This is a genomic window from Mesorhizobium sp. CNPSo 4671, from assembly GCF_057784245.1.
On the sequence record NZ_JBWLUW010000003.1, the window covers coordinates 544,824 to 566,704 of the forward strand.

At 62.6% G+C, this 21,881-nt stretch carries 16 protein-coding genes; 12 read left to right on the forward strand and 4 right to left on the reverse strand.

What is annotated here, in order from left to right; translation table 11 throughout:
- Nucleotides 1–131: 131 nt before the first annotated feature.
- From AC04SF_RS10825 to AC04SF_RS10840, 4 genes are read right to left on the reverse strand one after another with little or no spacing between them, the layout of a single operon-like run.
- A complete protein-coding gene (locus AC04SF_RS10825) occupies nucleotides 132–719 on the reverse strand; it encodes a sarcosine oxidase subunit gamma (RefSeq protein WP_096447056.1) in 588 nt (195 codons plus the stop codon).
- On the reverse strand, nucleotides 712–3,720 hold the full coding sequence (locus AC04SF_RS10830; RefSeq protein WP_488477778.1) for a sarcosine oxidase subunit alpha: 3,009 nt from the start codon (nucleotides 3,718–3,720) through the stop codon (nucleotides 712–714). The genes AC04SF_RS10825 and AC04SF_RS10830 overlap by 8 nt, the downstream gene beginning before the upstream one ends.
- Entirely contained in the window at nucleotides 3,717–4,013 is a 297-nt protein-coding gene (locus AC04SF_RS10835) for a sarcosine oxidase subunit delta (protein WP_488477779.1), read from the reverse strand. The genes AC04SF_RS10830 and AC04SF_RS10835 overlap by 4 nt, the downstream gene beginning before the upstream one ends.
- Before the next feature lie 9 nt (nucleotides 4,014–4,022).
- Entirely contained in the window at nucleotides 4,023–5,282 is a 1,260-nt protein-coding gene (locus AC04SF_RS10840; RefSeq protein ID WP_488477780.1) for a sarcosine oxidase subunit beta, read from the reverse strand.
- A gap of 196 nt (nucleotides 5,283–5,478) precedes the next feature.
- Here AC04SF_RS10840 and AC04SF_RS10845 point away from each other — a divergent pair, with 196 nt between their 5' ends.
- The 12 genes from AC04SF_RS10845 (at nucleotide 5,479) to AC04SF_RS10900 (ending at nucleotide 21,830) form a co-directional block, all read left to right on the forward strand.
- Nucleotides 5,479–7,965 carry a mechanosensitive ion channel family protein gene (locus AC04SF_RS10845; protein ID WP_488477781.1) on the forward strand — a complete coding sequence of 829 codons (2,487 nt, stop codon included), beginning with the start codon at nucleotides 5,479–5,481 and terminating at the stop codon, nucleotides 7,963–7,965.
- A 158-nt stretch (nucleotides 7,966–8,123) separates the two neighbouring features.
- Nucleotides 8,124–8,387 (forward strand): hypothetical protein, encoded by a 264-nt coding sequence (locus tag AC04SF_RS10850; RefSeq protein ID WP_032930670.1) that lies wholly within the window; start codon nucleotides 8,124–8,126, stop codon nucleotides 8,385–8,387.
- Nucleotides 8,388–8,613: 226 nt separating this feature from the next.
- Nucleotides 8,614–10,047, forward strand: a complete 1,434-nt coding sequence (locus AC04SF_RS10855; RefSeq protein ID WP_488477782.1) for a UbiA family prenyltransferase — start codon at nucleotides 8,614–8,616, stop codon at nucleotides 10,045–10,047.
- 2 nt (nucleotides 10,048–10,049) lie between these two features.
- Entirely contained in the window at nucleotides 10,050–11,399 is a 1,350-nt protein-coding gene (locus AC04SF_RS10860) for an FAD-binding oxidoreductase (protein WP_488477783.1), read from the forward strand.
- 124 nt (nucleotides 11,400–11,523) lie between these two features.
- Complete coding sequence (locus tag AC04SF_RS10865) at nucleotides 11,524–11,958, forward strand: DMT family transporter (RefSeq protein ID WP_488477784.1); 435 nt, start codon at nucleotides 11,524–11,526, stop codon at nucleotides 11,956–11,958.
- The gene (locus AC04SF_RS10870; RefSeq protein WP_488477785.1) at nucleotides 11,955–12,962 is read left to right on the forward strand and encodes an NAD-dependent epimerase/dehydratase family protein; all 1,008 of its coding nucleotides are present in this window, start codon (nucleotides 11,955–11,957) and stop codon (nucleotides 12,960–12,962) included. Before AC04SF_RS10865 ends, AC04SF_RS10870 begins: the two co-directional genes overlap by 4 nt.
- A gap of 102 nt (nucleotides 12,963–13,064) precedes the next feature.
- On the forward strand, nucleotides 13,065–14,495 hold the full coding sequence (locus tag AC04SF_RS10875; RefSeq protein ID WP_488477985.1) for an aspartate aminotransferase family protein: 1,431 nt from the start codon (nucleotides 13,065–13,067) through the stop codon (nucleotides 14,493–14,495).
- A gap of 25 nt (nucleotides 14,496–14,520) precedes the next feature.
- Entirely contained in the window at nucleotides 14,521–15,753 is a 1,233-nt protein-coding gene (locus AC04SF_RS10880) for a hypothetical protein (RefSeq protein ID WP_488477786.1), read from the forward strand.
- Entirely contained in the window at nucleotides 15,750–16,508 is a 759-nt protein-coding gene (locus tag AC04SF_RS10885) for an FkbM family methyltransferase (RefSeq protein WP_488477787.1), read from the forward strand. Before AC04SF_RS10880 ends, AC04SF_RS10885 begins: the two co-directional genes overlap by 4 nt.
- A 212-nt stretch (nucleotides 16,509–16,720) precedes the next feature.
- Nucleotides 16,721–17,797, forward strand: coding sequence for a hypothetical protein (locus AC04SF_RS10890; RefSeq protein ID WP_488477788.1), 1,077 nt, complete (start codon nucleotides 16,721–16,723; stop codon nucleotides 17,795–17,797).
- Between the two features lie 163 nt (nucleotides 17,798–17,960).
- Complete coding sequence (locus AC04SF_RS10895; RefSeq protein WP_488477789.1) at nucleotides 17,961–20,522, forward strand: GcvT family protein; 2,562 nt, start codon at nucleotides 17,961–17,963, stop codon at nucleotides 20,520–20,522.
- Nucleotides 20,523–20,774: 252 nt separating this feature from the next.
- Nucleotides 20,775–21,830: a hypothetical protein gene (locus AC04SF_RS10900; protein WP_488477790.1), complete on the forward strand. Its 1,056-nt coding sequence runs from the start codon at nucleotides 20,775–20,777 to the stop codon at nucleotides 21,828–21,830.
- Nucleotides 21,831–21,881: the final 51 nt, after the last annotated feature.

Consider the following 21,881-nt stretch of genomic DNA (forward strand, 5'->3'; position numbering starts at 1 on the left):
GATTTTTATCCCTTGGGCCGATCTCGCGGCCACGTGTTTCCACCTTGACCGCTGGCGGCGCGATTCTCTAGCGGCAGAACCGGTCGGCATTGAGGCCAGAAGCAGCGGGGGCCGCAATCTGGCCGCAACGCTTATTGTACTTCGTAGCCGACTTCCTCGCTGGCATGGCAAAGCGCCTTCCAGAATGAGCGCGCGAAGGAGCGGAAGACGTAGATGTCGAACTGGTCGGCGCCGGTGCGCTGGATCTGGGCGAAGACGTCATGATGGGTGGTCGAGCGGCCGGCGCCGACCGGGAAGGCCGTGAGCGCAAAGTCGATGGCGAAGAATTTCGCCAGCACCCACTCCGCTTTCGGTCCGGCGATGCGGATGGCGGTGCGGCCATGCGACAGGTCCGTCACGGTACCAATGGCCGGCGTCACCGCCTTGGCAAAGGAAGCCGCCAACCCTTCGGCTTCGTCGGCCACGGTGAATTTTCCCGGCGCAAAGCCGAACACCGACTTCACGCCGTCGCTCAAGCCGCCGCCGGCGCCGTCGGGAAGGGCCAGCCCGGTGACGGTGCGGATGGCCGCGATCAGCTTCTTCTCTTCGCCCGGCCAGGCGGCGAGCTGCACGATCGAGCCCGGCCTCGTTTCGGTCAGCAGGATCTCGACGCCATGCTCGAAATTGCCATGCGAGCCGACATGAAACTCCGGCTCAAGCGGGGATTGGCGCTCAACCATGCATGCGGGTCCCTTCCGGATCGTAGAAATGGTTGGAGACGATCTCGACCGGTCCGAACCTATTGCGCAAGGGATCGGAGACATGGGCACGGGTGCCGTGCCTGGCCTTGCCGCCCTCGACCAGTGCCAGTGCGATGTGCTTGCCGAGCGCCGGCGAATAGCAGCAGGCGGTGACGTGACCGATCGAGCCGTGCGGATTGGCTTCGTCCAACGCCTCGACAATGTGCGCGCCGCCATTGAGCGGCCGATTGTCGAGCGCGATCAGGCCGACCAGTTCCAGCCGGTCGGACGCGATCAGGCCTTCGCGGTCCATCATCGCCGAGCCGATGAACGGCTTCTTCTTCGACAGCATCCAGTCGAGATGCAGGTCGCGTGCCGTGGTGCGGCCGTCGATCTCGGCGCCCGTGACATGGCCTTTTTCGATGCGCATCGTGCCCAGCGCCTCGAGCCCATAGGTGACCAGTCCGAACGGCTTGCCGGCTTCGATCAGTGCTTCCCAGACATGGGTGCCATGGCCGGCGCCGGAATAGACCTCGAAGGCCATTTCGCCGGAGAAGGACAGCCGGCAGATCATCACCCGCACGCCTGCTATCTGGCCATGGACGATGCCCATGAAGGGCAGTGTCGCGTTGTCGATCGCGGTGCCGGTAACGCAGGCGGCCAGAATCTGCCTGGCCTTCGGCCCGCCGATTGCGGCGCCCGCCCATTCGTCGGTCACCGAAGTGACGTGAACTTTCAACTCCGGCCAGATGACGTCGAGGAAATATTCCAGATGCTGCATCACCTTGCCGGCATTGGCGGTAGTGGTGGTCATCAGGAAATCCTGTTCGCCGAGCCGCCAGGTGGTGCCGTCGTCGAAGGCGAAGCCGTCCTCGCGCAGCATCAGCCCGTAACGCGCCTTGCCGACGGCGAGCGTCGAAAACATGTTGGTGTAGACGCGGTCGAGGAAGGCTGCTGCGTCGGGGCCCTGCACGGCGATCTTGCCGAGCGTCGAGACATCGACGATCCCGGCGCTTTCGCGCGTCGCCTTGGCTTCGCGCACATAGGCCTGCTCGATCGTTTCGCCTGACAGCCCGTAGATCATCGGCCGGTACCAGAGGCCGGCGGAATACATGGTCGCGCCATTGGCGAGATGCCAGTCATGCATCGGCGTCAGCCGTTCCGGCCTGAGGTCGCCAAAACGCTCGGCCGCCAGCGAGCCGATCGACACCGGCGCGAAGGGCGGCCGGAAGCGCGTCGTGCCGACTTCCGGGATCGGCTTGCCCAGCGTCTCGGCCATGATGGCAAGGCCGGGAACGTTGGAGCTCTTGCCCTGGTCGGTCGCCATGCCGAGCGTGGTGTAGCGCTTCAAATGCTCGACCGAGACAAAGCCCTCGCGATGCGCCAGGCGGACATCCTCAGCCGTCACGTCATGCTGGAAATCGACAAAGCTCTTGCCCTTGGCCCTGATCTCGAAGACCGGCGCCGTATCGGGGTCACCGGGTAGAGCTTCGACCGTCGGCAATGCCGCCGGGGTGCTCGTTCCACCAGCCGCTGCCAGGCCGGCGGCGCGGCCTTCGGCGATCGCCTCGGCGGTAGAAAAACTGCCGGTGAAGGCGCCGGCACCAATCCATTGTTGTGTTGGCCAGTGCTGCGTCGGCTTCGGCGGCAGGAAAGCCTGCCGTGCGGCATTCCATTCCGCTTTGGCGCCGGCCTGGCTGGCCAGATGGATGGTCGGCGACCAGCCGCCCGATATCAGCAGGCAGTCGGCATGGATGCTTCGTTCATCGCCGGTGAGCGCCCCGGTGACCATGTCGAAACGCTGCACCTTGATGCCGGACAGCGCCTTGCCGCCCTCGGTGGCGACGACAGCGTGGCCGGCAAAGATCTCGGCCTCGGCTTCCGTCGCCAGCTTGCGCATCTCGGCTGAAAGCTCGGAGCGGACGTCGGCGATGGCGACGATCGCCGCACCCGCCTTCTTCAAGGCGACGGCCGCGCGATAGGCGCTGTCATTGTTGGTGAACAGCGCGATCCGCTCGCCCGGCAGCACGCCGAACTCGTTGGCGTAGCGCTCGGCGGCATGCGCCAGCATCACGCCCGGCCTGTCATTGCCGGGGAAAACCAGCGGCCGCTCAAATGCGCCGGTGGCCAGAACCACGGATTTGGCGCGGATTGCCCAGTAGCGATGGCGCGGCTCGCCCTTGGCGGGCTGTTCCTTGTGGTCGCTGACCCGTTCGAGCGCGGCAAGCGTGTTGTTGTCGTAATAGCCCCACACCGTGGTGCGCGGCAAAAGCCGGACATTGTCGCGGCCTTCAAGCTGGGTGACGGTGCGGCGGGTCCAATCGGCGGCCGGTGCGCCATCGATGGTTTCACCGGACCAGTTGGTCGAGCCGCCGAAACGCGGTTCGAGATCGGCCAGCATGACGCGGGCGCCCTGATCGGCGGCCGCCTTGGCGGCCATCAGACCGGCGGGGCCGGAGCCGACCACCAGCACGTCGCAAAAGGCGTTCATGCGTTCGTAGCGGGCCGTGTCCTTCGCCGATCCGGCGCTGCCGAGGCCGGCCGCGCGGCGGATAAAATGCTCGCAGAACATCCAGAAACGCGTGCCCTTCAGCGGACCGATAACCGGCCCCATGAAGGTCTTGTAGTAGAAGCCGGCCGACAGGATCTTGCCGCCGAGCTGGTTGACGGCGTTGATGTCCCAGGCCAGCGACGGAAAGCGGTTCTGGCTGATGGCGACCAGCCCGTCATGGATCTCGACCATGGTCGCCGCAATGTTGGGCTCGCGCACCTCGCCCTTCAGCACTGTCACCAGCGCATTGGGTTCCTCCACGCCCGCGGTCAGCAGGCCGCGCGGGCGGTGGTATTTGAACGAGCGGCCGAAAAGCGTGACGCCCTTGGCCAGCAGTGCGGAGGCCAGCGTGTCGCCGGCATGGCCGGTATAGGCGACGCCGTCGAAGGTGAAGCGGATGGTCTTCAGCCGGTCGATGCGGCCGCCAGTATCGGTGCGGCGCGGGCTCATGCCTTGTCCTCCGCCTTGCGGCGCGCGGCCAAGGTATGATCGCCGCGTACGAAGGCGACGCTCGAAATTTCATGCGTCAGCGTGTTGCGCACGACGCGCAGATGCGCGCGGCAACCGCCGGAATGCTGCCAGATCTCATTGTGGTCGCCGGCCGGGTTCAGCCGGTCATAGACATAGGCGTTCCACGCCTCGAAATTCTGCGAAGCGGGATCGGGACGTTCGCGGTTGCCGTCACCCTGATAGGTAAACTCGATGACGTCGCGCGGGCCGCAATAGGGGCAAGTAATGAGCATCGAATATTCCTAATGCAGCCTGGGATTCGCGCCCTGGCCCTTGTCGTCGATGACGAGGCCGCGGTGGAAGCGGTCGAGGGTGAACGGCGCGTTGAAGTCGTGCGGCTCATCCTTGGCGATGGTCCAGGCAAAGGTCCAGCCAGAGGCCGGCGTCGCCTTGAAGCCGCCATAGCACCAGCCGCAATTGAGATACATGCCGGGCAAGGGGCCGGTGGTGATGATCGGCGAGCCGTCCATCGACATGTCGCAGACGCCGCCCCAGGAGCGCAGCATGCGTACACGCGCAAGGCCCGGAAACAGCGCCAGCATCTCGCTCATCACCTCGTCGACAATGGGCAGGTTGCCGCGCTGGGCGTAGCTGTTGTAGCCGTCGATGTCGCCGCCATAGACAAGGCCGCCCTTGTCGGACTGCGACATATAGAAATGGCCCATGCCGAAGGTCACGACCGTGTCGATGAAGGGCTTCAGGGATTCGGTCACGAAGGCCTGCAGCACGTGGCTCTCGATCGGCATCGTCTCGATGCCGGCCAGCCGCATGACGCGTCCGGTACTGCCGGCCACCGCGACCGCCACTTTCTTGGCCCTGATGTCGCCGCGCGATGTGGTGACGCCGGTGACGCGGTCGCCGTCGCGCAGGAAGCCGGTGACCTCGCAATTCTCGATGATGTCGACGCCGCGACGGTCGGCGCCGCGCGCATAGCCCCAGGCGACCGCATCGTGGCGGGCGGTGCCGGCGCGCCGCTGCATCAGGCCGCCGACCACCGGAAAGCGTGCGTCGCTGGAAATATCGAGCGCCGGGATCAGGCGCTTGATCTGCGCCGGCGCCATCAGCTCGGCGTCGACGCCAAGATGGCGCATGGCGTTGCCGCGCCTTGCATAGTCGTCGAACTGGGCCGGCGTGTGCGCCAGGTTCAGGCAGCCGCGTTGCGAGAACATGACGTTGTAATTGAGTTCGTGCGACAGGCCCTCCCACAGCTTCATCGAATGTTCATAGAAGCGGGTGTTGGCGGGCAGCAAATAGTTTGAGCGCACGGCCGTGGTGTTGCGCCCGACATTGCCGGAGCCGAGCCAGCCCTTTTCCAGCACCGCGACATTGGTGATGCCGTGTTCCTTGGCGAGATAGTAGGCGGTCGCCAGCCCGTGGCCGCCGCCACCGATGATGATGACGTCATAGGAAGCCTTCGGGTCGGGCTTGCGCCAGGCCGGCTTCCAATCCTTGTTTCCCTTGAGCGCGTTCGCGAGCAGCGAAAAGGCCGAGTACTCTGCCATCATTGTCATCCGGTTCGGGCGATGCGGCAGACTATAGAGCAGGCCGCACCCGCAAAGCCAATATTGCGCCATGGCCTTTCGACTGGCCGACGCTCCGGTCCGCGATCGGATGCGACGGCTTGCCCCATGATATGGCCGTCTTTATCAAGGACAGGCTTTTTGAATGTCTTTGCCGCCGGTGAGTCGTCAACAAATCATGCTTTTTCGATTGCTCCGCCTCATCCTGGTCCTCGCGCTGGTTATTTCGGCGCCGCCTTCGTTCGAGGCGATGGCGCAGGCGCTTGGCCAGGGCTCCGCCGGCTTGATCACCGACCAGCAGAAAGTCATCCAGGGCCTGACGGCCAAGACCGACGATCTCGAGAAGAAAATACAGCAGGACGGTGAGGATGATGCCTCGCTGGTGGATATCCGTCTGCAACTGGAGGATCTGTCGCGGGCGGCACTGACCAGCGCGCTGGCGTTCCGTTCGCGGCTGACCGACATCAACAACCGCATCGAGGTGCTCGGTCCACCGCCGGCGGCGGGCCAGCCCCAGGAGCCCGACATCGTGACCGGCGAACGCCAGGCACTGGCGTCGGAAAAGGCCGAGATCAACGCGGTCGTCGCCGCCGCGCAGAACCTGTCGATTCGCATCAACGGATTGATCGACAAGATCGGCAACATGCGCAGCGCGCTGTTCCGCAATCTTTTGACCAAGCGCTACGTGCTGTCCGATGCGCTGAGCCCGCAGGTCTTCTCCGACGCCCAGGAGGAATACGCCAACTTCTACAAGGCGGTTTCGTCCTGGCTGAGCTTCGCTTTCAAGTTCAAGTTCCAGGCCATCCTTGCCGCAACCTTCGTGGCGCTCGGGCTGGCACTGGTGCTGCTGGTCGGCGGCAGGCGCCTGTTCGGGCGCGTATTCGAGGCCGACCCCTCCAACGAAGATCCGTCTTATCTCAGCCGCTTGTCGGTGGCCTTCTGGTCTACCTTGCTGCCAACGCTGGCAGTCGGTTCGTTCCTCGGCTCGACCATCTTCTTTTTCAATTATTACAATGTGCTGCGTGGTGACATTGGCCTGTTCCTCAATGCGCTGGCGACCGCCATCGGGGTGATATTCTGCGTCAACCGGCTGACCAATGCGGCGCTTGAGCCGCGGCTGCCGAACTGGCGCCTCATCCCGGTCGAAACCGGGCCGGCGCGCTGGCTGGTGCGCCTATCCACCGCCATGGCGGTCGTCATCAGCGTCAACACCTTCCTGTCTGTTGTCAACGACAAGATGGGATCGCCGCTGTCGCTGACCATCGCGCGCAGTTTCGTCGCCACCATTGTCGTCGGCATCATCCTGATCCTGATGGCGATGCTGCGGCCCTTCAAGGCGCGAGATGGAAGCTGGCGGCCGTGGCCCGCATGGCTGCGCTATCTGGCGCTGGCGCTTGGCCTGTTCACCATCATCGCCGCGTTGCTTGGCTATATTGGCCTTGCCCTGTTCGTCTCTCTGCAGGTCGTGGTCACCGGCACGGCGCTGATCACCGCCTATATCGGCTTCCTGTCGGCGCAGGCGATCGGCGAGGAAGGGGCGTTCGCCAACACCACCGTCGGGCGCTGGCTGTCGACCAATTCCAGCTACGAGGACACGGCACTCGACCAACTCGGCCTCGTCGTCAGTGTCGCGATCAACCTGTTGATCGTGCTGGTTTTCCTGCCGCTGATCCTGTTGATGTGGGGGTTCCAGCCCGGCGATATCCAGGCCTGGGCCTACAAGCTGGCAACCGGGATCGCCATCGGCTCGGTGACGATTTCGGTCACCGGCATCCTTTCGGGCATCGTCGTTTTCATCATCGGCTATTTCCTGACGCGCTGGTTCCAAGGCTGGCTCGACGGCTCGGTGATGGCGCGCGGCAAGGTCGATACCGGTGTGCGCAACTCGATCCGGCTGGCGGTCGGCTATGCCGGCGTGGCGCTGGCGGGGCTGGTCGGCATCTCGGCGGCGGGTATCGATCTCTCCAGCCTGGCACTGGTCGCCGGCGCGCTTTCCCTCGGCATCGGCTTTGGTTTGCAGAATGTCGTCTCGAATTTCGTCTCCGGCCTGATCCTTTTGGCCGAGCGGCCATTCAAGGTCGGTGACTGGATCGTCGCCGGCGACGTCAGCGGCACGGTCAAGAAGATCAGCGTGCGCGCCACCGAGATCGAGACGTTCCAGCGGCAGTCGGTGATCCTGCCCAATTCGAACCTGATCAACAACGCCGTCGGCAACTGGACTCATCGCAACAAGCTCGGCCGCATCGACATAAAGGTCGGCGTCGCCTATGGCAGCGACGTCAAGCAGGTTCACGCCATCCTGCTGGAGATCGCTCGCGGCCACCCGATGGTGCTGAAGAACCCCGAACCCTTCGTGCTGTTTTCCAATTTTGGACCCGCGGCGCTCGAATTCGAGATCCGGGTGTTCCTGGCCGACGTGATGAACGGCAACATCGTGCAGAACGATGTCCGCTTTGCCGTGCTGGAGAAATTCAGCGACCAGCATATCGAAATCCCCTCGACGCCGCGCGCCGTTATCGAGACCAAACATGCGAAGGCCTGGCCGACCGACGACGACAAGATCGAGGCCGACTTTGCAGAACAGGAGCAGGCCAAGGCCGACGCCGCGGCCGAGGCGAAACGGGCCGCCAAGCCCCGCAAGTCCAGGAAGCCCGATCCGGACTAGATCGGGAATCCGTAGGCCTCAAGCCCATCCAAAGCCGATTGCGGCATGAATGCGGCATTCAGTTGCGGTTCAGCTTCCATCTCATATAAGCTCCCATGCAAAGGGCGAAAATGCCTTGCGAAATGCAACAGAGGCGGTGGGAACACCGATATTGCAAAATGTGGAAGTCTCTCGTCGCTGCCGTCGCCTTGCTCGCCGTGAGCGGCTCGGCTCATGCTGCCAGCGCGGTCAACAAGGACGCCGAGACCCGCACGCTGGTCGTGACGGAGGGCGGCAGCAAGACCGACCTTGCGCTGGCCGGCGGTGAAACCGTCGAGTTCTGCCAGAACGGCTGCTTCGTCACCTTGCCGAACGGCGACCTCGAAGCTCTGACCGGTTCGGAAACCGTCGAAATCTCGGGTGGTGTCGCCCGCATCAAGTAATCCAGGCGGCATGATTGGAAAGGCCGGGCATTTGCTCGGCCTTTTATCGTTTCCGGTAGCAGTTGTTTAACAATGACGCCGGAAATACTGGTGCGGCAGCCGCTTGCAACCAGGCGTTTTAACGTTCGCTACGCCATCCCCCGCTATACCAGCCTCAAGACGCCGAAACGCGGCGCGCAACCAGAATCCGGTTTCCCGGATCATACGCTGGCAGGGCAGGACGGACATGGATGCGCGGTCGGACAGGAACGCAATACCGCTTGCGGTCGACCTCGACGGCACGCTGATCGCGACCGACCTTTTGTGGGAAGGCTTGTTCCTCCTCCTCAAGAAGAACCCGCTCTATCTCTTCCTGGTGCCGTTCTGGGCGGCCGGCAGGCCGGCGCGGCTGAAGCAGGCGATCGCGCAGCGAATCGACATAGATCCGGCGACGCTGCCCTATCGCGCGCCGCTGCTCGACCGGCTTCGTACTGAACATGCCGAAGGCCGCAAGATCGTGCTGGCGACCGGCACGCCGCGCAAATTCGCCGAGGCCATAGCCGGCCATCTCGGCATCTTCGACCGGGTGCTGGCCACCGATGGTCTCGATAATCTCACCTCAGGCAAGAAGCGCGCCTCGCTGATATCGGCCTATGGCGATGGCGGTTTCGACTATGCCGGCAACAGCCGTCATGATCTCCAGGTCTTCGACGCCGCGCGCAATGCAATCGTCGTCGCGCCCGACCGTCATGCCGCGCGCTGGCAGGCAGCGCATGGCGCCGAAACCATGCCGGCGCCGAAGCCGACCTTGCGGACCATCGTCAAGATGCTGCGCGTGCATCAGTGGCTGAAAAATTCGCTGATCGCCGTGCCCATGGTGCTGTCGCACGAGTACTTCAACACCAACATGATCTGGCAATGCCTGCTGGCGTTCATCTCGTTCAGCGCGGTGGCGTCGGCGATCTATATCCTCAACGACTTCTTCGACCTCGCGCTCGACCGCAAGCACATCACCAAGCGCAACAGGCCGTTCGCCAGCGGCGCGCTGTCGATCCCCTTCGGCCTCGGTGCGATGGTCGTGCTGCTCGCGATCGGCATCGGCGCCGGCCTGTTTTTGCCAATCGAATTCCTCGGTGTGCTCGGCGGCTACATGGTCGTCACCACGGCCTATTCGCTGTCGTTCAAGCGCATGCTTCTGGTCGATGTGCTGACGCTTGCCGGCCTCTACTCGATCCGCGTGATCGCGGGTGCTGCTGCGACCGGCGTCGACGTCTCGTTCTGGCTGCTCGCCTTTTCGATCTTCTTCTTCCTGTCGCTGGCGCTGGTGAAGCGCTTCGTCGAACTGCGTACCACCGCCATTCCACCCGGCGAACGCATTGCCGGCCGTGGCTATCGTACCGAGGACCAGGAGATCGTCGCCCAGGCCGGCATGGCCTCGGCGTTTTCCTCGGCGCTGGTTCTGGCGCTCTACATGGACAGTGTCGCGGTGCGCGAACTCTATCCGCATCCGTGGCTGATCTGGCCGCTGCCACCGATCGTGCTTTACCTCACCATGCGTGTCTGGATCCTGGCGCGCCGCGACGAGATGCATGACGATCCGGTCGTCTTCATCATCCGCGACTGGCGCAGCCAGATCGTGGTGCTGATCGGCGCGGTGCTGCTGGTCATCGGAGGCTGGTAGGCATGGCCGAACGCTTTTGGAGCTTCGGCCTTGCCACGCCGCCGGCGCCGCGTGCGATCCACGCCGCCGATGCCATCGCGCTGCTGAAGGGCGGCGAGGCGAAGGAGGGATCGCTGCTGGCCTATGGCAATGGCCGTTCCTATGGCGATTCCTGCCAGAACCGGGCTGGCGCGGTCGTCGACATGCGGACGCTGAACCGCATCCGCGCCTTCAACGCGGAGACCGGTGTTCTCGAAGCGGATGCCGGCGCGCTGTTGTCCGACATCATCGCCCATGCTGCACCCTACGGCTTCTTTCCGGCGGTGGTTCCGGGCACGCAATTTGTCACGCTTGGCGGCGCCATCGCCAATGACGTGCATGGCAAGAACCATCACCGGCGTGGCACGTTCGGCTGCCATGTCGAAAGCTTCACGCTGCTGCGGTCCGATGGGAAGACCTATCGCTGTTCGGCCACCGACAATCCGCGCCTATTCAGGGCGACCATCGGCGGCATGGGCCTGACCGGCCTGATCCTGTCGGCTTCGATCCAGCTGATGCGGGTTCCTTCACTCGACATCGTCGGGAAGACGGCGGCGTTTCGCGATCTCGGTGAATTCTTCGATCTGGCCGAGGCGGCCGATCAGGCCAATGAATATGCGGTCGCCTGGATCGACCAGCTTGCCGGCGGCCGCAACAGCGGGCGCGGGCTGCTGTTCACCGGCAACCACGCCGAGCACGGCTCGCATGCGGCCTCGAGTGCCGGCGGCAATCTGGCGGTGCCGTTCCAGCCGCCGTTCAATGTGCTCAACCGGCCGTTCCTGACCGCCTTCAATGCCGTCTACCGGTGGAAGAAAGGCCGGGCTACCGCGCCGCACCAAAGTGGCTACCAGGCCTTTTTCTTCCCGCTCGATGGCGTGCGCGACTGGAACCGGCTTTATGGCCCTAAAGGGTTGTTCCAGCACCAGAGTGTGGTGCCGGAAGAGGCTGCGCGCACCGTCGTGCCCGAATTGCTTGCCGCTGCCCGGCGGGCCGGGCAGGGCTCCTTTCTCACTGTGCTGAAACGCTTCGGCTCGATCCGCTCGCCGGCGCTGCTGTCGTTCCCGCGCCCGGGCTACACGCTGACGCTGGATTTCCCCAACAAGGGAGCGGCGACGCTTACCCTGCTTGGCGAGCTCGACCGTATCACCATCGCGGCCGGCGGAGCGGTCAATCCCTACAAGGACGCGCGCATGGGCGCTGCTACCTTCGCCGCCTCCTTCACGGACTGGCCGAGGCTGGAAGCGTTGCGCGACCCTGCCTTCATGTCCGATTTCTGGGCGCGCACGGCTGGCGGCATCGACCTGCGGCGGCGCGGCGCCGAGGCCGCGGAATAGATAAAATTGGAATGAATTGTGGTTAGCGAATGATTAATCGCAAGGTTTACTCAAAACAGTCTTGTGAGTTCACGAAATCTTTTCAGCTTTGTATTACTCGATGGCACGGGGTGGGTGAGCAGGCATGAAATATATCGTCTTCATTCTCTTTACGGTCATGACCAATGCCGCTGCGCAGCTGATGCTGAAGCAAGGCATGATGTCGCTTGGGCCGATCTCGTTCGAGGGCGTCAATCCGCTGATCAAGCTGCTGCAGATCGTCTTCAGCCCCTGGGTGTTCCTTGGCCTGTGCATCTTCGTGATCTCCATGGCCTCGCACCTGTATGTGCTGTCCAAGGTCGAGCTTTCCTTCGCCTATCCCTTCCTCAGCCTCGCCTATGTCGCTGTCGCCATCTTCGCCTATTTCGTATTCCGCGAAGACCTCAATGGCTGGCGCATCGCCGGCATCGCCTTCATCTGCGTCGGCACCGTGCTGATCGCGCAAAGCGGTCGCGGGCATGAGGATCAGACCGCTTCCATCACGCCCGACAAGATCCAGGCAAGCGAGACCGTTCGATGAGACATGTGATTTTCGGCGGTGACGGCTTCGTCGGCCGTCACCTTGCGCCCAAGCTCGTGGCCGATGGGGAAGAGGTTGTCATCGCCGACATCGCTAGGAGCGACCTTGCGCACTACCGCAATGTCCGGTTCGTCCAATGCGACGTCACCGATCCGGCGTCGGTCGCCAATGTCGGGCTCAAGGCCGACGACATGGTTTACAATCTGTCGGCCAAGATGCTTTCGCCGATCCAGGTGCGCGCCAAGCGGCACGACTTCTTCTTCCCGGTCAATTTCCACGGCACCGAGCACATCATGCAGGCCATGGACAAGGCTGGTGCGCGAAAACTCGTCCACTACACGACCGACATGATCTACGGCCACACGGTGACCCAGCCGATGACCGAGGAGCATCCGGTCGCGCCGCTTGGCGAATATGGCTGGTCGAAGCAAAAGACCGAGGAACTCGCCATCGAATGGCGCAAGCGCGGCATGTCGATCTCGCTGTTTCGCCCGCGCCTGATCATCGGACCAGGTAGGCTCGGAATTCTCGAAAAACTGTTCAAGCTGATCGACTGGAACCTGCCGGTGCCGATGATCGGTTCGGGCAGGAACCCCTATCAGTTCATCTCCGTGTTCGATTGCGCGGAAGCTGCCCGCGCGGCCTGGAAGGCCGGCGTGCCCAACGAGGCCTACAATCTCGGCTCTTTGAACCCGCCACCGGTGAAGAAATTGCTCGGCGACCTGATCCGGCACGCCGGTTCTAAATCGATCCTGATCCCGACACCGGGCTGGGCGGTCAAGCGCACGCTCGACCTGCTCGATCTGATGAACATGCCGATCATGGACCCGGAGCAATATCTGATCGCCGACGAGGAGTGCGTTCTCGACGTGTCCAAGGCCGCGCGCCAGCTCGGCTGGGTGCCGCACTATCGCGACGAGGACATGCTGATCGCCGCCTACAGCGAGTACCGCGCCAAGAAGGCCGGTCCCGCTGTCGCCGCCAAACATGTGCCCGCCGAATAGCGGGCCCGCCAAACAGTTTGTGGCGCACGACGCTGGTCGTAGCGCGGACAGGAGATTGAAATGACCGTCATGGCCAAGCCCGAACAGACCAATGCGCGCACCATGGTGAGCGCGCCGGCGCTGTCGCCCGCCACCATCGCCAAGCCCGATCTGATCAGCGTCGAGCAGGCCAAGGCGATGGATGTCGCCCGCATGACCGACCTGTTCAAGGCGCATCTCAATCCCGGCCAACTGCATTTCATGAAGCTGCTTGGCTTCCACAAGATCAAGATCGAGCGTGCCGAGGGCATGTTCTACATCGACCAGAACGGCCGCAAGATCCTCGATTTCTTCGGCGGCTTCGGCTCGCTGGCCTTCGGCCACAACCACCCACGCATCCTGGAAGCGCGCAGAAAATTCCAGGAGGAGAAGCGCCAGGAAATCGCCATCGCCTTCATGTCGCAATATGCGGCGGCGCTGGCGCACAACATCGCCAAATGCTCGCCCGGCGATCTCGACATGGTGTTTTTGGGCTCGTCCGGCTCGGAAGCGATGGAAGCGGCGGTGAAGCTCGCCGAGCGCGCCGCCGGACCGAAGCGGCCGAAAATCGTCTATGCCGAGAATTCCTTCCACGGCAAGACGAAGGGCGTGCTGGGGATCACCGACGGCCAGCTCTATCGCGCCGACTTCAAGATGGCGGACAATACGGTGCGCATTCCCTTCGGCGACATCGAGGCCGTCGAGCGGCTGTTCCGCAGCGATCCCGAGGTCGGCGTCATCGTGCTCGAAACCATCCAGGGCGGCGGCGGCATCATCCAGGCAGCAGCCGAATATTGGCAGAAGCTGCGCGCGCTGTGCGACCAGTATGGCGTGCTGTGGGTCGCCGACGAAGTGCAGTGCGGCTACGGCCGCTCGGGCCGCTTCTATGCTTTCGAGCATTATGGCGTGGTTCCCGACGTTACGGCGCTGGCCAAGTCGCTTGGTGGCGGCAAGGCGGCGGTTGGCGCGATGATCGCCCGGCGCGAGGTCTACATGAAGGCCTATGGCACGCCGAAGACAGCGATGATCCATGCCATGGCGACCTTCGGCGGCATGGGCGAGGCCTGCGTCACCTCCATCGAGGCACTCAACGTGCTCTATGACGAGGGGCTGATCGACAACGCCGCCGTCACCGGCGATTATCTGCTGCAACGGTTGCAGGCGCTCAAGGACAAATACCCCAAGATCATCAAGGATGTGCGCGGCAAGGGCTTCATGGTCGGCCTGGAGTTCCACGACTTCTCGCAGACCTTGCCGATGGTGCTGCGTCCGATAGTCAGTGTGCTCGACGACAAGCTGAAGGGTTCGCTGTCCGGTTTCGTCGGCGCGCTGCTCCTGCGCGACTACGACGTGCTCGTCGCCTTCACCGAATACAACCGCAACGTCATCCGACTCGAGCCGCCGCTGATCTGCCAGCGCGAGCATGTCGACCGCTTCGTCGATGCCTTCGACAGCCTGCTGTCACGCGGCATCGTTTCGATCGTGAGGGACTTCGTCAAAAGCCAAGTCCGCTAAAAGAAAGTTCGCTGAGCACAAAAAGATGCTGACCAAGCCTCCCCTTGCGAAAAACCCGCTCGACCGGCTCACCGAGGCCGGTCTGGCGTGGGGCGAGGGGACCTATGCGCGGCTGGCGGCACCGATCGGCGCGGCGGCGTTCGCGCTCTACATCCTTCTGACGGCGTTGACAGCCTGGGTGATGCCAGACGCCAATTGGGACATGCTGCCCTATCTCGCAATATCCGAGGAAGGCAGCTATCCCGATGCGCAGGCGCTGCATGATTATGCCTACAGCACCGTCAAGGCGGGCGTGTCGGCCGGCGACTACAAGGCGCTGACCGACGATGGCGGCGGCTTCCGCAGCCACATGGCGGAGAATGCCGCCGATTTCCATTCGCTGCTCGGCATGTACAGGATCAAATTCCTCTACGCCGAGATCCTGTCGACCTTGAGTGCGGTGATGTCGCCGGTCGAGGCGATGCGGCTGGTGCAGGTGTTTTCGGTGCTCATGTTCGGCACGATTGTGCTGCTCTGGCTGCGCGCCGAAAAGGCCCTGGCCTTGGCACCGGTGGTCGGGGCGGTGCTGATCATGGCTGATTTCGGCGACGCGGCGCGGGCTGCGACGCCTGACCTACTCACCTCGGCGCTGCTGCTCGGCGGGCTTTTTGCCTATACCAGAGGCCGCGAGGTGGCGACGGCGATCCTGCTCTTTCTCGCCTTCATGGTGCGGCCGGACAATATTGTTTTCCTTGCGATATTCGCGGTGCTGCTGGTCGCCTTCCGGCAGAGGGCCTGGGGCGCGCTGGCCGGCTTTGCTGCGTCCTTCGTCGCCTATTTCGCCATTTCGCACTGGGCTCAGCATCCCGGCTGGTGGCCGCATCTGTGGTTCTCCAGCATCGAACAGCACTACAATATGGATGGGTTCGAGCCGGCCTTCTCGGTCACCGCCTATCTCAGGGCGTTTGCGACATCGCTGCTGCGCGCGGTCAATTTGAACGGCTGGGTCGGCGTCTCGGTGCTGGCGTTGGCTAGCTGGTTCGCCGCCGGCCGCGCCGGCTTCCGCCTCGACCGCCGTGCCGGCATCCTGTTCGCGGCGCTGGTGCTCGGCGCGTTGGCGAAGTTCACGGTCTTTCCGATCCACGATACGCGCATCTATTTCCCGCATTTGATCCCGCCATTCCTGCTGCTGGCAACGCCGTTCATGGCGCTGTGGGCGGCCTCGGTTCGTGGCCAAAACCGCGCGGCCTTGCACGTCATTCCCGGAGACAAGCCATGAGTTCGCTATCCAGCCTGGCGCGCATCGCCTTGTCGCTCGGTCTCCCCTCAGGCCTGCTCGACCGTGGGCCGTCGCTGCGCGGTACGAAATTCCTCGTCAAGGCGGCGCTGAAAGCGCGCTTCGGTGGGTCGGGGCAGCCGTTCCAGATGGTCAATGTCGGCGCCTGCGACGGTGCGCTGTTCGACGATGTCACGCCGTGGCTGCACAGGATTGCCGGCGCCCGCGCCATGCTGGTCGAGCCGATCCCCTACAATCAGAAGCGGCTGCGCGCCAACTATCCCGATACGGACCGCTTCATCATCGAGCCGGTGGCTGTCACCAGGACCAAGGGCACGATCACCGTCCACACGTTCGATGCCGCGGCCCTAGAGGCCGGCACGCTGCCGATCGAATTCATCGGCTGCTCCTCGGTCACCGACACCAATCTGATGTCCGGCAAGAATGCCTGGGGCGAGGCCGACGCCAACTTCAACAAATTCGCGCCGCACCTGAAGGACATCGAAGTGCCATCGGAAACGCTGCAGACATTGCTGGACCGCAACGGCATCAGCCATATCGATGCCTTCCTCGTCGATTGCGAGGGCGCGGACTGGATCGTCTTCGAACAGCTCGATCTGAACCGCTACCGTCCCGGCATGATAAAGGTCGAGGTCGGCGCGCTGCCGGCTGCGGAGATCGGCCAGGTCGTGGTCAAGCTGAAGACGGCGGGCTACCAGGTCGGTTTCCAGGCCGAGGATGTCTGGGCGTTCGCCTGAGACTTCAGCGACCGGACGGAAATGAATCGGCCGGCAGCCATGCCGCCGATATTTCTTTATCTGGAATTATCTTGGGGTGAAGAGCCGCCGAGGGGGCGTGGACAGCTCCTTTTGGCACGGATATTGTTTAGGCTGTTCCGTGGCTCTCTTGTTTCGGTTGTTTCTCGGATTTCTGCGAAACTTGGCACACGAAATACTGGACGTGAGCAAAGATGGTCAAAGCCGCGGCGAAGAGGCCTGCCAGCAAACCCCTTGGTCCAGGACTCCAGCCCGCGCTTGATGAGCGGCTGAAGGAGGCGGATCTTGGCCTCAAGAACGCCGACATAAAGCTGAAGGAAGCAGAACTCGTTGAGAAAACAGCGTGGTATAGATTCCTGTCGGCGCCGCTGACGCCGGTTCTGATAACTGCCTTTGCAGGATTCGTGGTCACGCAGGTGACGAATTCCATGCAGGCGAGCGCGAATCTGGCCGTGGAACGCGAGAAGAATAGGGGGTCCCTTATCCTCAAAGCGTGGGAAACAGGCGATCCGGCGGTTTCGCTCAGGAATTTGCAGTTTCTGGCAAAAATTCAGCTCATCGATGATCCGACAGGCGTGATCGGCAAACTCACGCCCCAAGATGCACCTTTTCTGCCACGTCCTGGCGGTCCCGTTGTTCCCGTAAAAGCGACTGATGTGGCGGTTTTCTTCGAACGTTACGAACGGGCATTCGGAACCCTTACGCAGTCTGCAATGGACAATCTTACGCAGCTTTTTCAGTACCTTTCAAAGGACGCGTCGGCTCAAGATGTTCGTCAGGTGGCCTACGTTCTTGCAACGATAAGATATGAAACCGGCAATTCTTTTTTGCCGCGTACCGAGATGGGGACGGATGCCTCGCTGGAAGATAGGTATGGACCGGCTTCACCTGTTGGTCCCAGCCTCGGCAACACTTCAACCGGCGATGGTGCCCGATACAGGGGACGCGGCTATCTTCAGGTTACCGGCCGAAACAATTATCAATTCATGGGGTCGGCATTGAACATCGATCTTGTCGGCCATCCTGAACTCGCCGCCGATCCGCAAACTGCCTATCGCATCACTTCCCTGGTGATGTTCAATGGCCGCCTTACCGGCAAGAAGCTTGCGGATTACATCAACGCCGACAAAGCCGACTATTATAACGCCCGGCATGTGGTGGATGGAGCGGGATTGAGCCACGCATCCGATATCGCGGATGCGGCAGTCAAGCTCGAGGCAATCCTGCGCGAAACAGTAGGGGATCAATCCGCGCAGGCTTCGCAGCAGTAGCGGCTTCGAACGTCCCGACGCGCTTGAGTTGCCACTGGCGACAAATCGCCTTGTCCGCAGCCATCTGGTCGCTCGGCTTTTTGCCAATGTCGCAAACAGGCTTCATCAGGCCTACCGCTCCGCCCTATAGTCCGCCCGCTTTATCACTTTGGAGTCGCGGGCAATGGCAGAGTTTCCGAAAAAGGCGAAGGTCGTCATCATTGGCCTTGGCGGTATTGTCGGCGCATCGATCGCCCATCACCTGATCGAGCGGGGATGGGGCGATATTGTCGGCATCGACAAGTCGGGCATCCCGACCGACATCGGCTCGACCGCGCATGCTTCCGACTTCTGCTACACGACCAGCCATGATTTCCTGTCCTGCTGGACGACGCTCTATTCCATCGATTTCTACGAGAAGATGGGCCACTACGCGCGCATCGGCGGTCTCGAGGTCGCGCGCGTCGGCGACGACAGCCGCATGGACGAGATCAAGCGCAAGATCGCCTCGGCAAAGGCTTTTGGCACACGCGCGCGCCTGATCGAGCCGGCAGAGATCAAGGAGAAATTCCCGCTCATCGAAGAAGCGATGGTGCAGGGCGGCCTGTGGGATCCGGATGCCGGCCTCGTCATCCCGCGCTCGCAGACTGTCGCCGGCAAGCTGGTCGACCAGGCGGAAGCGTCGGGTAAGCTGAAATCCTTCGCCAACACGCCGGCCAGGTCGCTCGTGGTCAAGGACGGCCGCATCAGCGCCGTGGTGACCGACCGCGGCACGATCGAGGCCGACTATGTCATCGTCTGCGCCGGCATCTGGGGCCGGCTGATCGCCGAAATGGTCGGCGAGGACCTGCCGGTCATGCCGATCGACCATCCGCTGACGTTCTTCGGCCCGTACAACGAGTTCGCCGGCACCGGCAAGGAGATCGGCTGGCCGCTGCTGCGTGACCAGGGCAACTCGGCCTATATGCGCGACACCGGCGACCCCAAGACCGCCGAGGGCGGCCAGATCGAATGGGGCTACTACGAAGAAAACAATCCGCGCCTTTGCCATCCGCGCGACCTACTGGAAAAGCATGAAGCGCGGCTGTCGCCGTCGCAGCGCGACCTCGACATGGAGCAGATTCTGGCGCCGCTCGAGCGCGCCATGGAACTGACGCCGATCCTGGGCGAACTCGGTTACAATGAAAGCCATTCCTTCAACGGCCTGCTGCAGGTGACCGCCGACGGCGGCCCGTCCATGGGCGAAAGCCAGAAGGTGAGGGGGCTCTGGTACGCCGTCGCCATCTGGGTCAAGGATGGCCCCGGCATGGGCAAGCTGATCGCCGACTGGATGACCGACGGCCGCACCGGGATCGACCATCACGCCATCGACTATGCGCGCTTCTATCCGCACCAGACCAAGGAACAGTTCATCTGGGATCGCTGCACCGAGACGGCGATGAAGGTCTACAATCCCGCGGTGCATCCGCGCGAACCCTTCTCCAAGGGCCGCAACATCCGGCGTTCGCCGTTCTGGGAGCGCGAGAAGGAGCTCGGCGGCTATTTCATGGAACTGGGCGGCTGGGAGCGCGCCCACGGCTATGCCGCCAACGAGCACCTGCTGGAGAAGTATGGCAACCGGGTTCCCGTGCGTGAGAATGAGTGGGACAACCGCCATTTCTGGCGCGTCTCCAATGCCGAGCATCTGGCGATGAGCGAGGATTGCGGCATCGTCAACCTGTCGCATTTCTCGATGTATGACGTCGAGGGACCCGACCATGTCGCGCTGCTGGAATGGCTGTGCGCAGCCAAGATCGGCGGCGACAACAACATCGGCAAGGGCATCTACACCCACTTCCTCGACGAGGAAGGCATGGTGCGCGCCGACTTTACCGTGATCCGCATGGCCGATCGCTGTCGTGTCATCGACGGCGCCGACGCCGGCCCGCGCGACTTCCGCTACATGCAGCGCACCGCGCAGGACAAGGGCTTTGACGCCACCATCACCGATGTGACGGAGAAATACGTCACCATCGGCATCTGGGGCCCGAATGCCCGCACCACCTTGCAGAAGGTGGTCGAGAATCCCGAGGGCCTGTCGCCTGAGAATTTCCCGTTCGCGGCGATCAAGCCGGTCAGGATCGGCGGCAAGGATGTCACCGCCTTCCGCATCTCCTATGTCGGCGAGCAGGGCTGGGAACTGCATATGCGCTACGAGGATGGTCTCGCGGTCTGGGATGCGCTGCGCTCGACCGGCGTGATGCCATTTGGCGTCGAGACCTATGCCAATACGCGGCGCATGGAAAAGAGCCTGCGCCTGCAGAATGCAGACCTTCTGACGGAGTACAATCTGCTCGAAGCCGATCTCGCCCGTCCGAAGGTCAAGGAGAACGATTTCTGCGGCAAAGCCAAGCATGTCGAATACCGCGCCCGCGAGCATCAGCCGGCGACTTTGTGCACGCTGGTGATGACCGAAAACACCGATTCCAAGGGCGTGGCGCGTTATCCCGTCGGCACCATGCCGGTGCTGGATCCCGCCACCGGCGAGACGCTGGTCGACGGACTCGGCCGCCGCTCCTTCACCACCTCGGTGGCCTATGGCCCGACCATCGGCAAGAACATCGCGCTTGCCTATCTGCCGCGGGCGTATGCGCAAGAGGGCCGCAAGCTCAATGTCGAATATTTCGGCGAGACCTATCCGGTCGAGGTCGCAGGCGTTGGCTACAAGCCGCTCTACGACCCGGAGAACCTCAAGCCGCGTAGCTGACAAACAGCTTGCAGGACACATGAAAACAAAAGCCCGGCAATGTCGGGCTTTTGTTTTCTGGGAGATACCTCTTTTGGCAGGTCGCGAAACAGGCTTGTCACGAATTCTTGAGCAACTTCAAATCTGTTGTCTTTCCCGAAATAGAGAGTAATCTTTTAGCGAAATCCGCAGTCATGGAGCTGCGGATATTTGCTCGGGGGGGCAATCATGCAATGGCTAACCGCGTTGCTGGCTTTCGCCACGACGATGCTTATGTTTGCAATCATCGTGTCGACGCTGGTGGAAATGATCCATCGCATCTGGAAGCTGCGAGCCAGCGGCCTGCAGCTTATGCTCAAAAATCTGTATTCGCGTGTCATCCTGCCGAAATTGCCCGCGCCCAAACCGGGTGAGCCAGCGTTGCTTACTCCTGAGGAATTCGCCGCCTTGATCATGGAGAACCGTGCGGTTGCCGAGAAGGGCAAGCCGTCCGACGGACTTGTGAGCCGCTTCCTGCGCTGGTTTGTCGATTGGGCTGTGGTGACTGACATTCCGGTGGAGGTGTTCACGCAGAAACTTGCCTCCAGCCGGCTCGTCGGTGCCGCGAACGTCCTGACGGACGAGGTGGTCAAGGATATTTCGCAGAAGTACGAGGCCTTCGGCAAGGAAGCCAGCATGTATTTCGAAAGCCGGGCGCGGCTGTTTTCGGTCGTCGTCGCGTTGGCGGTGGCATGGATGTTCTACGTCCATCCTTACAAACTTGCCGTCTCCTATCTCAAGTCACCCGAGATCGCGGAGGCGGTTGCCGACAAGGCTTCCCAATATACCGCGCTGGAGGCGAAACTGGATGCGGCCGCCAAACAGCAAGCCGGTGCGGGAAGTGCCGACGACCTGAAAGCGGCTATTTCAGCGCTCGACAAGGAACTGGATGAGTCCAAAGCGAAAATGGAAGAACTGAAGACGTTAGGCGCCGCAGTCGGTTGGCCGGACAATTCCGGATTGGAGAAATGCGCCGTGGTCATCGGCACCACGGACTGCGCATTCACCGCCTTCGACACCAGATGGACCCGTCCTTCGATCGCAAGCATCTTGTGGTTGTTGCTCGGCGGCCTGCTGGTAGGGCTGGGCGCGCCATTCTGGGCCCAGGCTGTGTCTTCGCTGACGGCATCTCGCGATGTCAGCCGTCGGATCGCTGACATCGTTACGCCCGGAAGTGCCGGCGGTGGTGCTGCCCCGCAAGGCGTCGTGGCGCCGGCGCCAACGGAGTCTACTCCTGTCGCTTCGTTCAAAGTGTCACGCGCGGCCGGAAAGAAAAACGTCAAGAAGTAGGCGACACAGTCCCGTCCTTTGGCGCTCGGTGAGATGTGAAAGAAAAGCCCG

Excerpts from the sequence above, each read along its gene's own strand:
- AC04SF_RS10825 (WP_096447056.1), bottom strand. The coding sequence starts at position 719 with ATGGTTGAGCGCCAATCCCCGCTTGAGCCGGAGTTTCATGTCGGCTCG.
- AC04SF_RS10830 (WP_488477778.1), bottom strand. The coding sequence starts at position 3,720 with ATGAGCCCGCGCCGCACCGATACTGGCGGCCGCATCGACCGGCTGAAG.
- AC04SF_RS10835 (WP_488477779.1), bottom strand. The coding sequence starts at position 4,013 with ATGCTCATTACTTGCCCCTATTGCGGCCCGCGCGACGTCATCGAGTTT.
- AC04SF_RS10840 (WP_488477780.1), bottom strand. The coding sequence starts at position 5,282 with ATGGCAGAGTACTCGGCCTTTTCGCTGCTCGCGAACGCGCTCAAGGGA.
- AC04SF_RS10845 (WP_488477781.1), top strand. The coding sequence starts at position 5,479 with ATGCTTTTTCGATTGCTCCGCCTCATCCTGGTCCTCGCGCTGGTTATT.
- AC04SF_RS10850 (WP_032930670.1), top strand. The coding sequence starts at position 8,124 with ATGTGGAAGTCTCTCGTCGCTGCCGTCGCCTTGCTCGCCGTGAGCGGC.
- AC04SF_RS10855 (WP_488477782.1), top strand. The coding sequence starts at position 8,614 with ATGGATGCGCGGTCGGACAGGAACGCAATACCGCTTGCGGTCGACCTC.
- AC04SF_RS10860 (WP_488477783.1), top strand. The coding sequence starts at position 10,050 with ATGGCCGAACGCTTTTGGAGCTTCGGCCTTGCCACGCCGCCGGCGCCG.
- AC04SF_RS10865 (WP_488477784.1), top strand. The coding sequence starts at position 11,524 with ATGAAATATATCGTCTTCATTCTCTTTACGGTCATGACCAATGCCGCT.
- AC04SF_RS10870 (WP_488477785.1), top strand. The coding sequence starts at position 11,955 with ATGAGACATGTGATTTTCGGCGGTGACGGCTTCGTCGGCCGTCACCTT.
- AC04SF_RS10875 (WP_488477985.1), top strand. The coding sequence starts at position 13,065 with ATGGTGAGCGCGCCGGCGCTGTCGCCCGCCACCATCGCCAAGCCCGAT.
- AC04SF_RS10880 (WP_488477786.1), top strand. The coding sequence starts at position 14,521 with ATGCTGACCAAGCCTCCCCTTGCGAAAAACCCGCTCGACCGGCTCACC.
- AC04SF_RS10885 (WP_488477787.1), top strand. The coding sequence starts at position 15,750 with ATGAGTTCGCTATCCAGCCTGGCGCGCATCGCCTTGTCGCTCGGTCTC.
- AC04SF_RS10890 (WP_488477788.1), top strand. The coding sequence starts at position 16,721 with ATGGTCAAAGCCGCGGCGAAGAGGCCTGCCAGCAAACCCCTTGGTCCA.
- AC04SF_RS10895 (WP_488477789.1), top strand. The coding sequence starts at position 17,961 with ATGGCAGAGTTTCCGAAAAAGGCGAAGGTCGTCATCATTGGCCTTGGC.
- AC04SF_RS10900 (WP_488477790.1), top strand. The coding sequence starts at position 20,775 with ATGTTTGCAATCATCGTGTCGACGCTGGTGGAAATGATCCATCGCATC.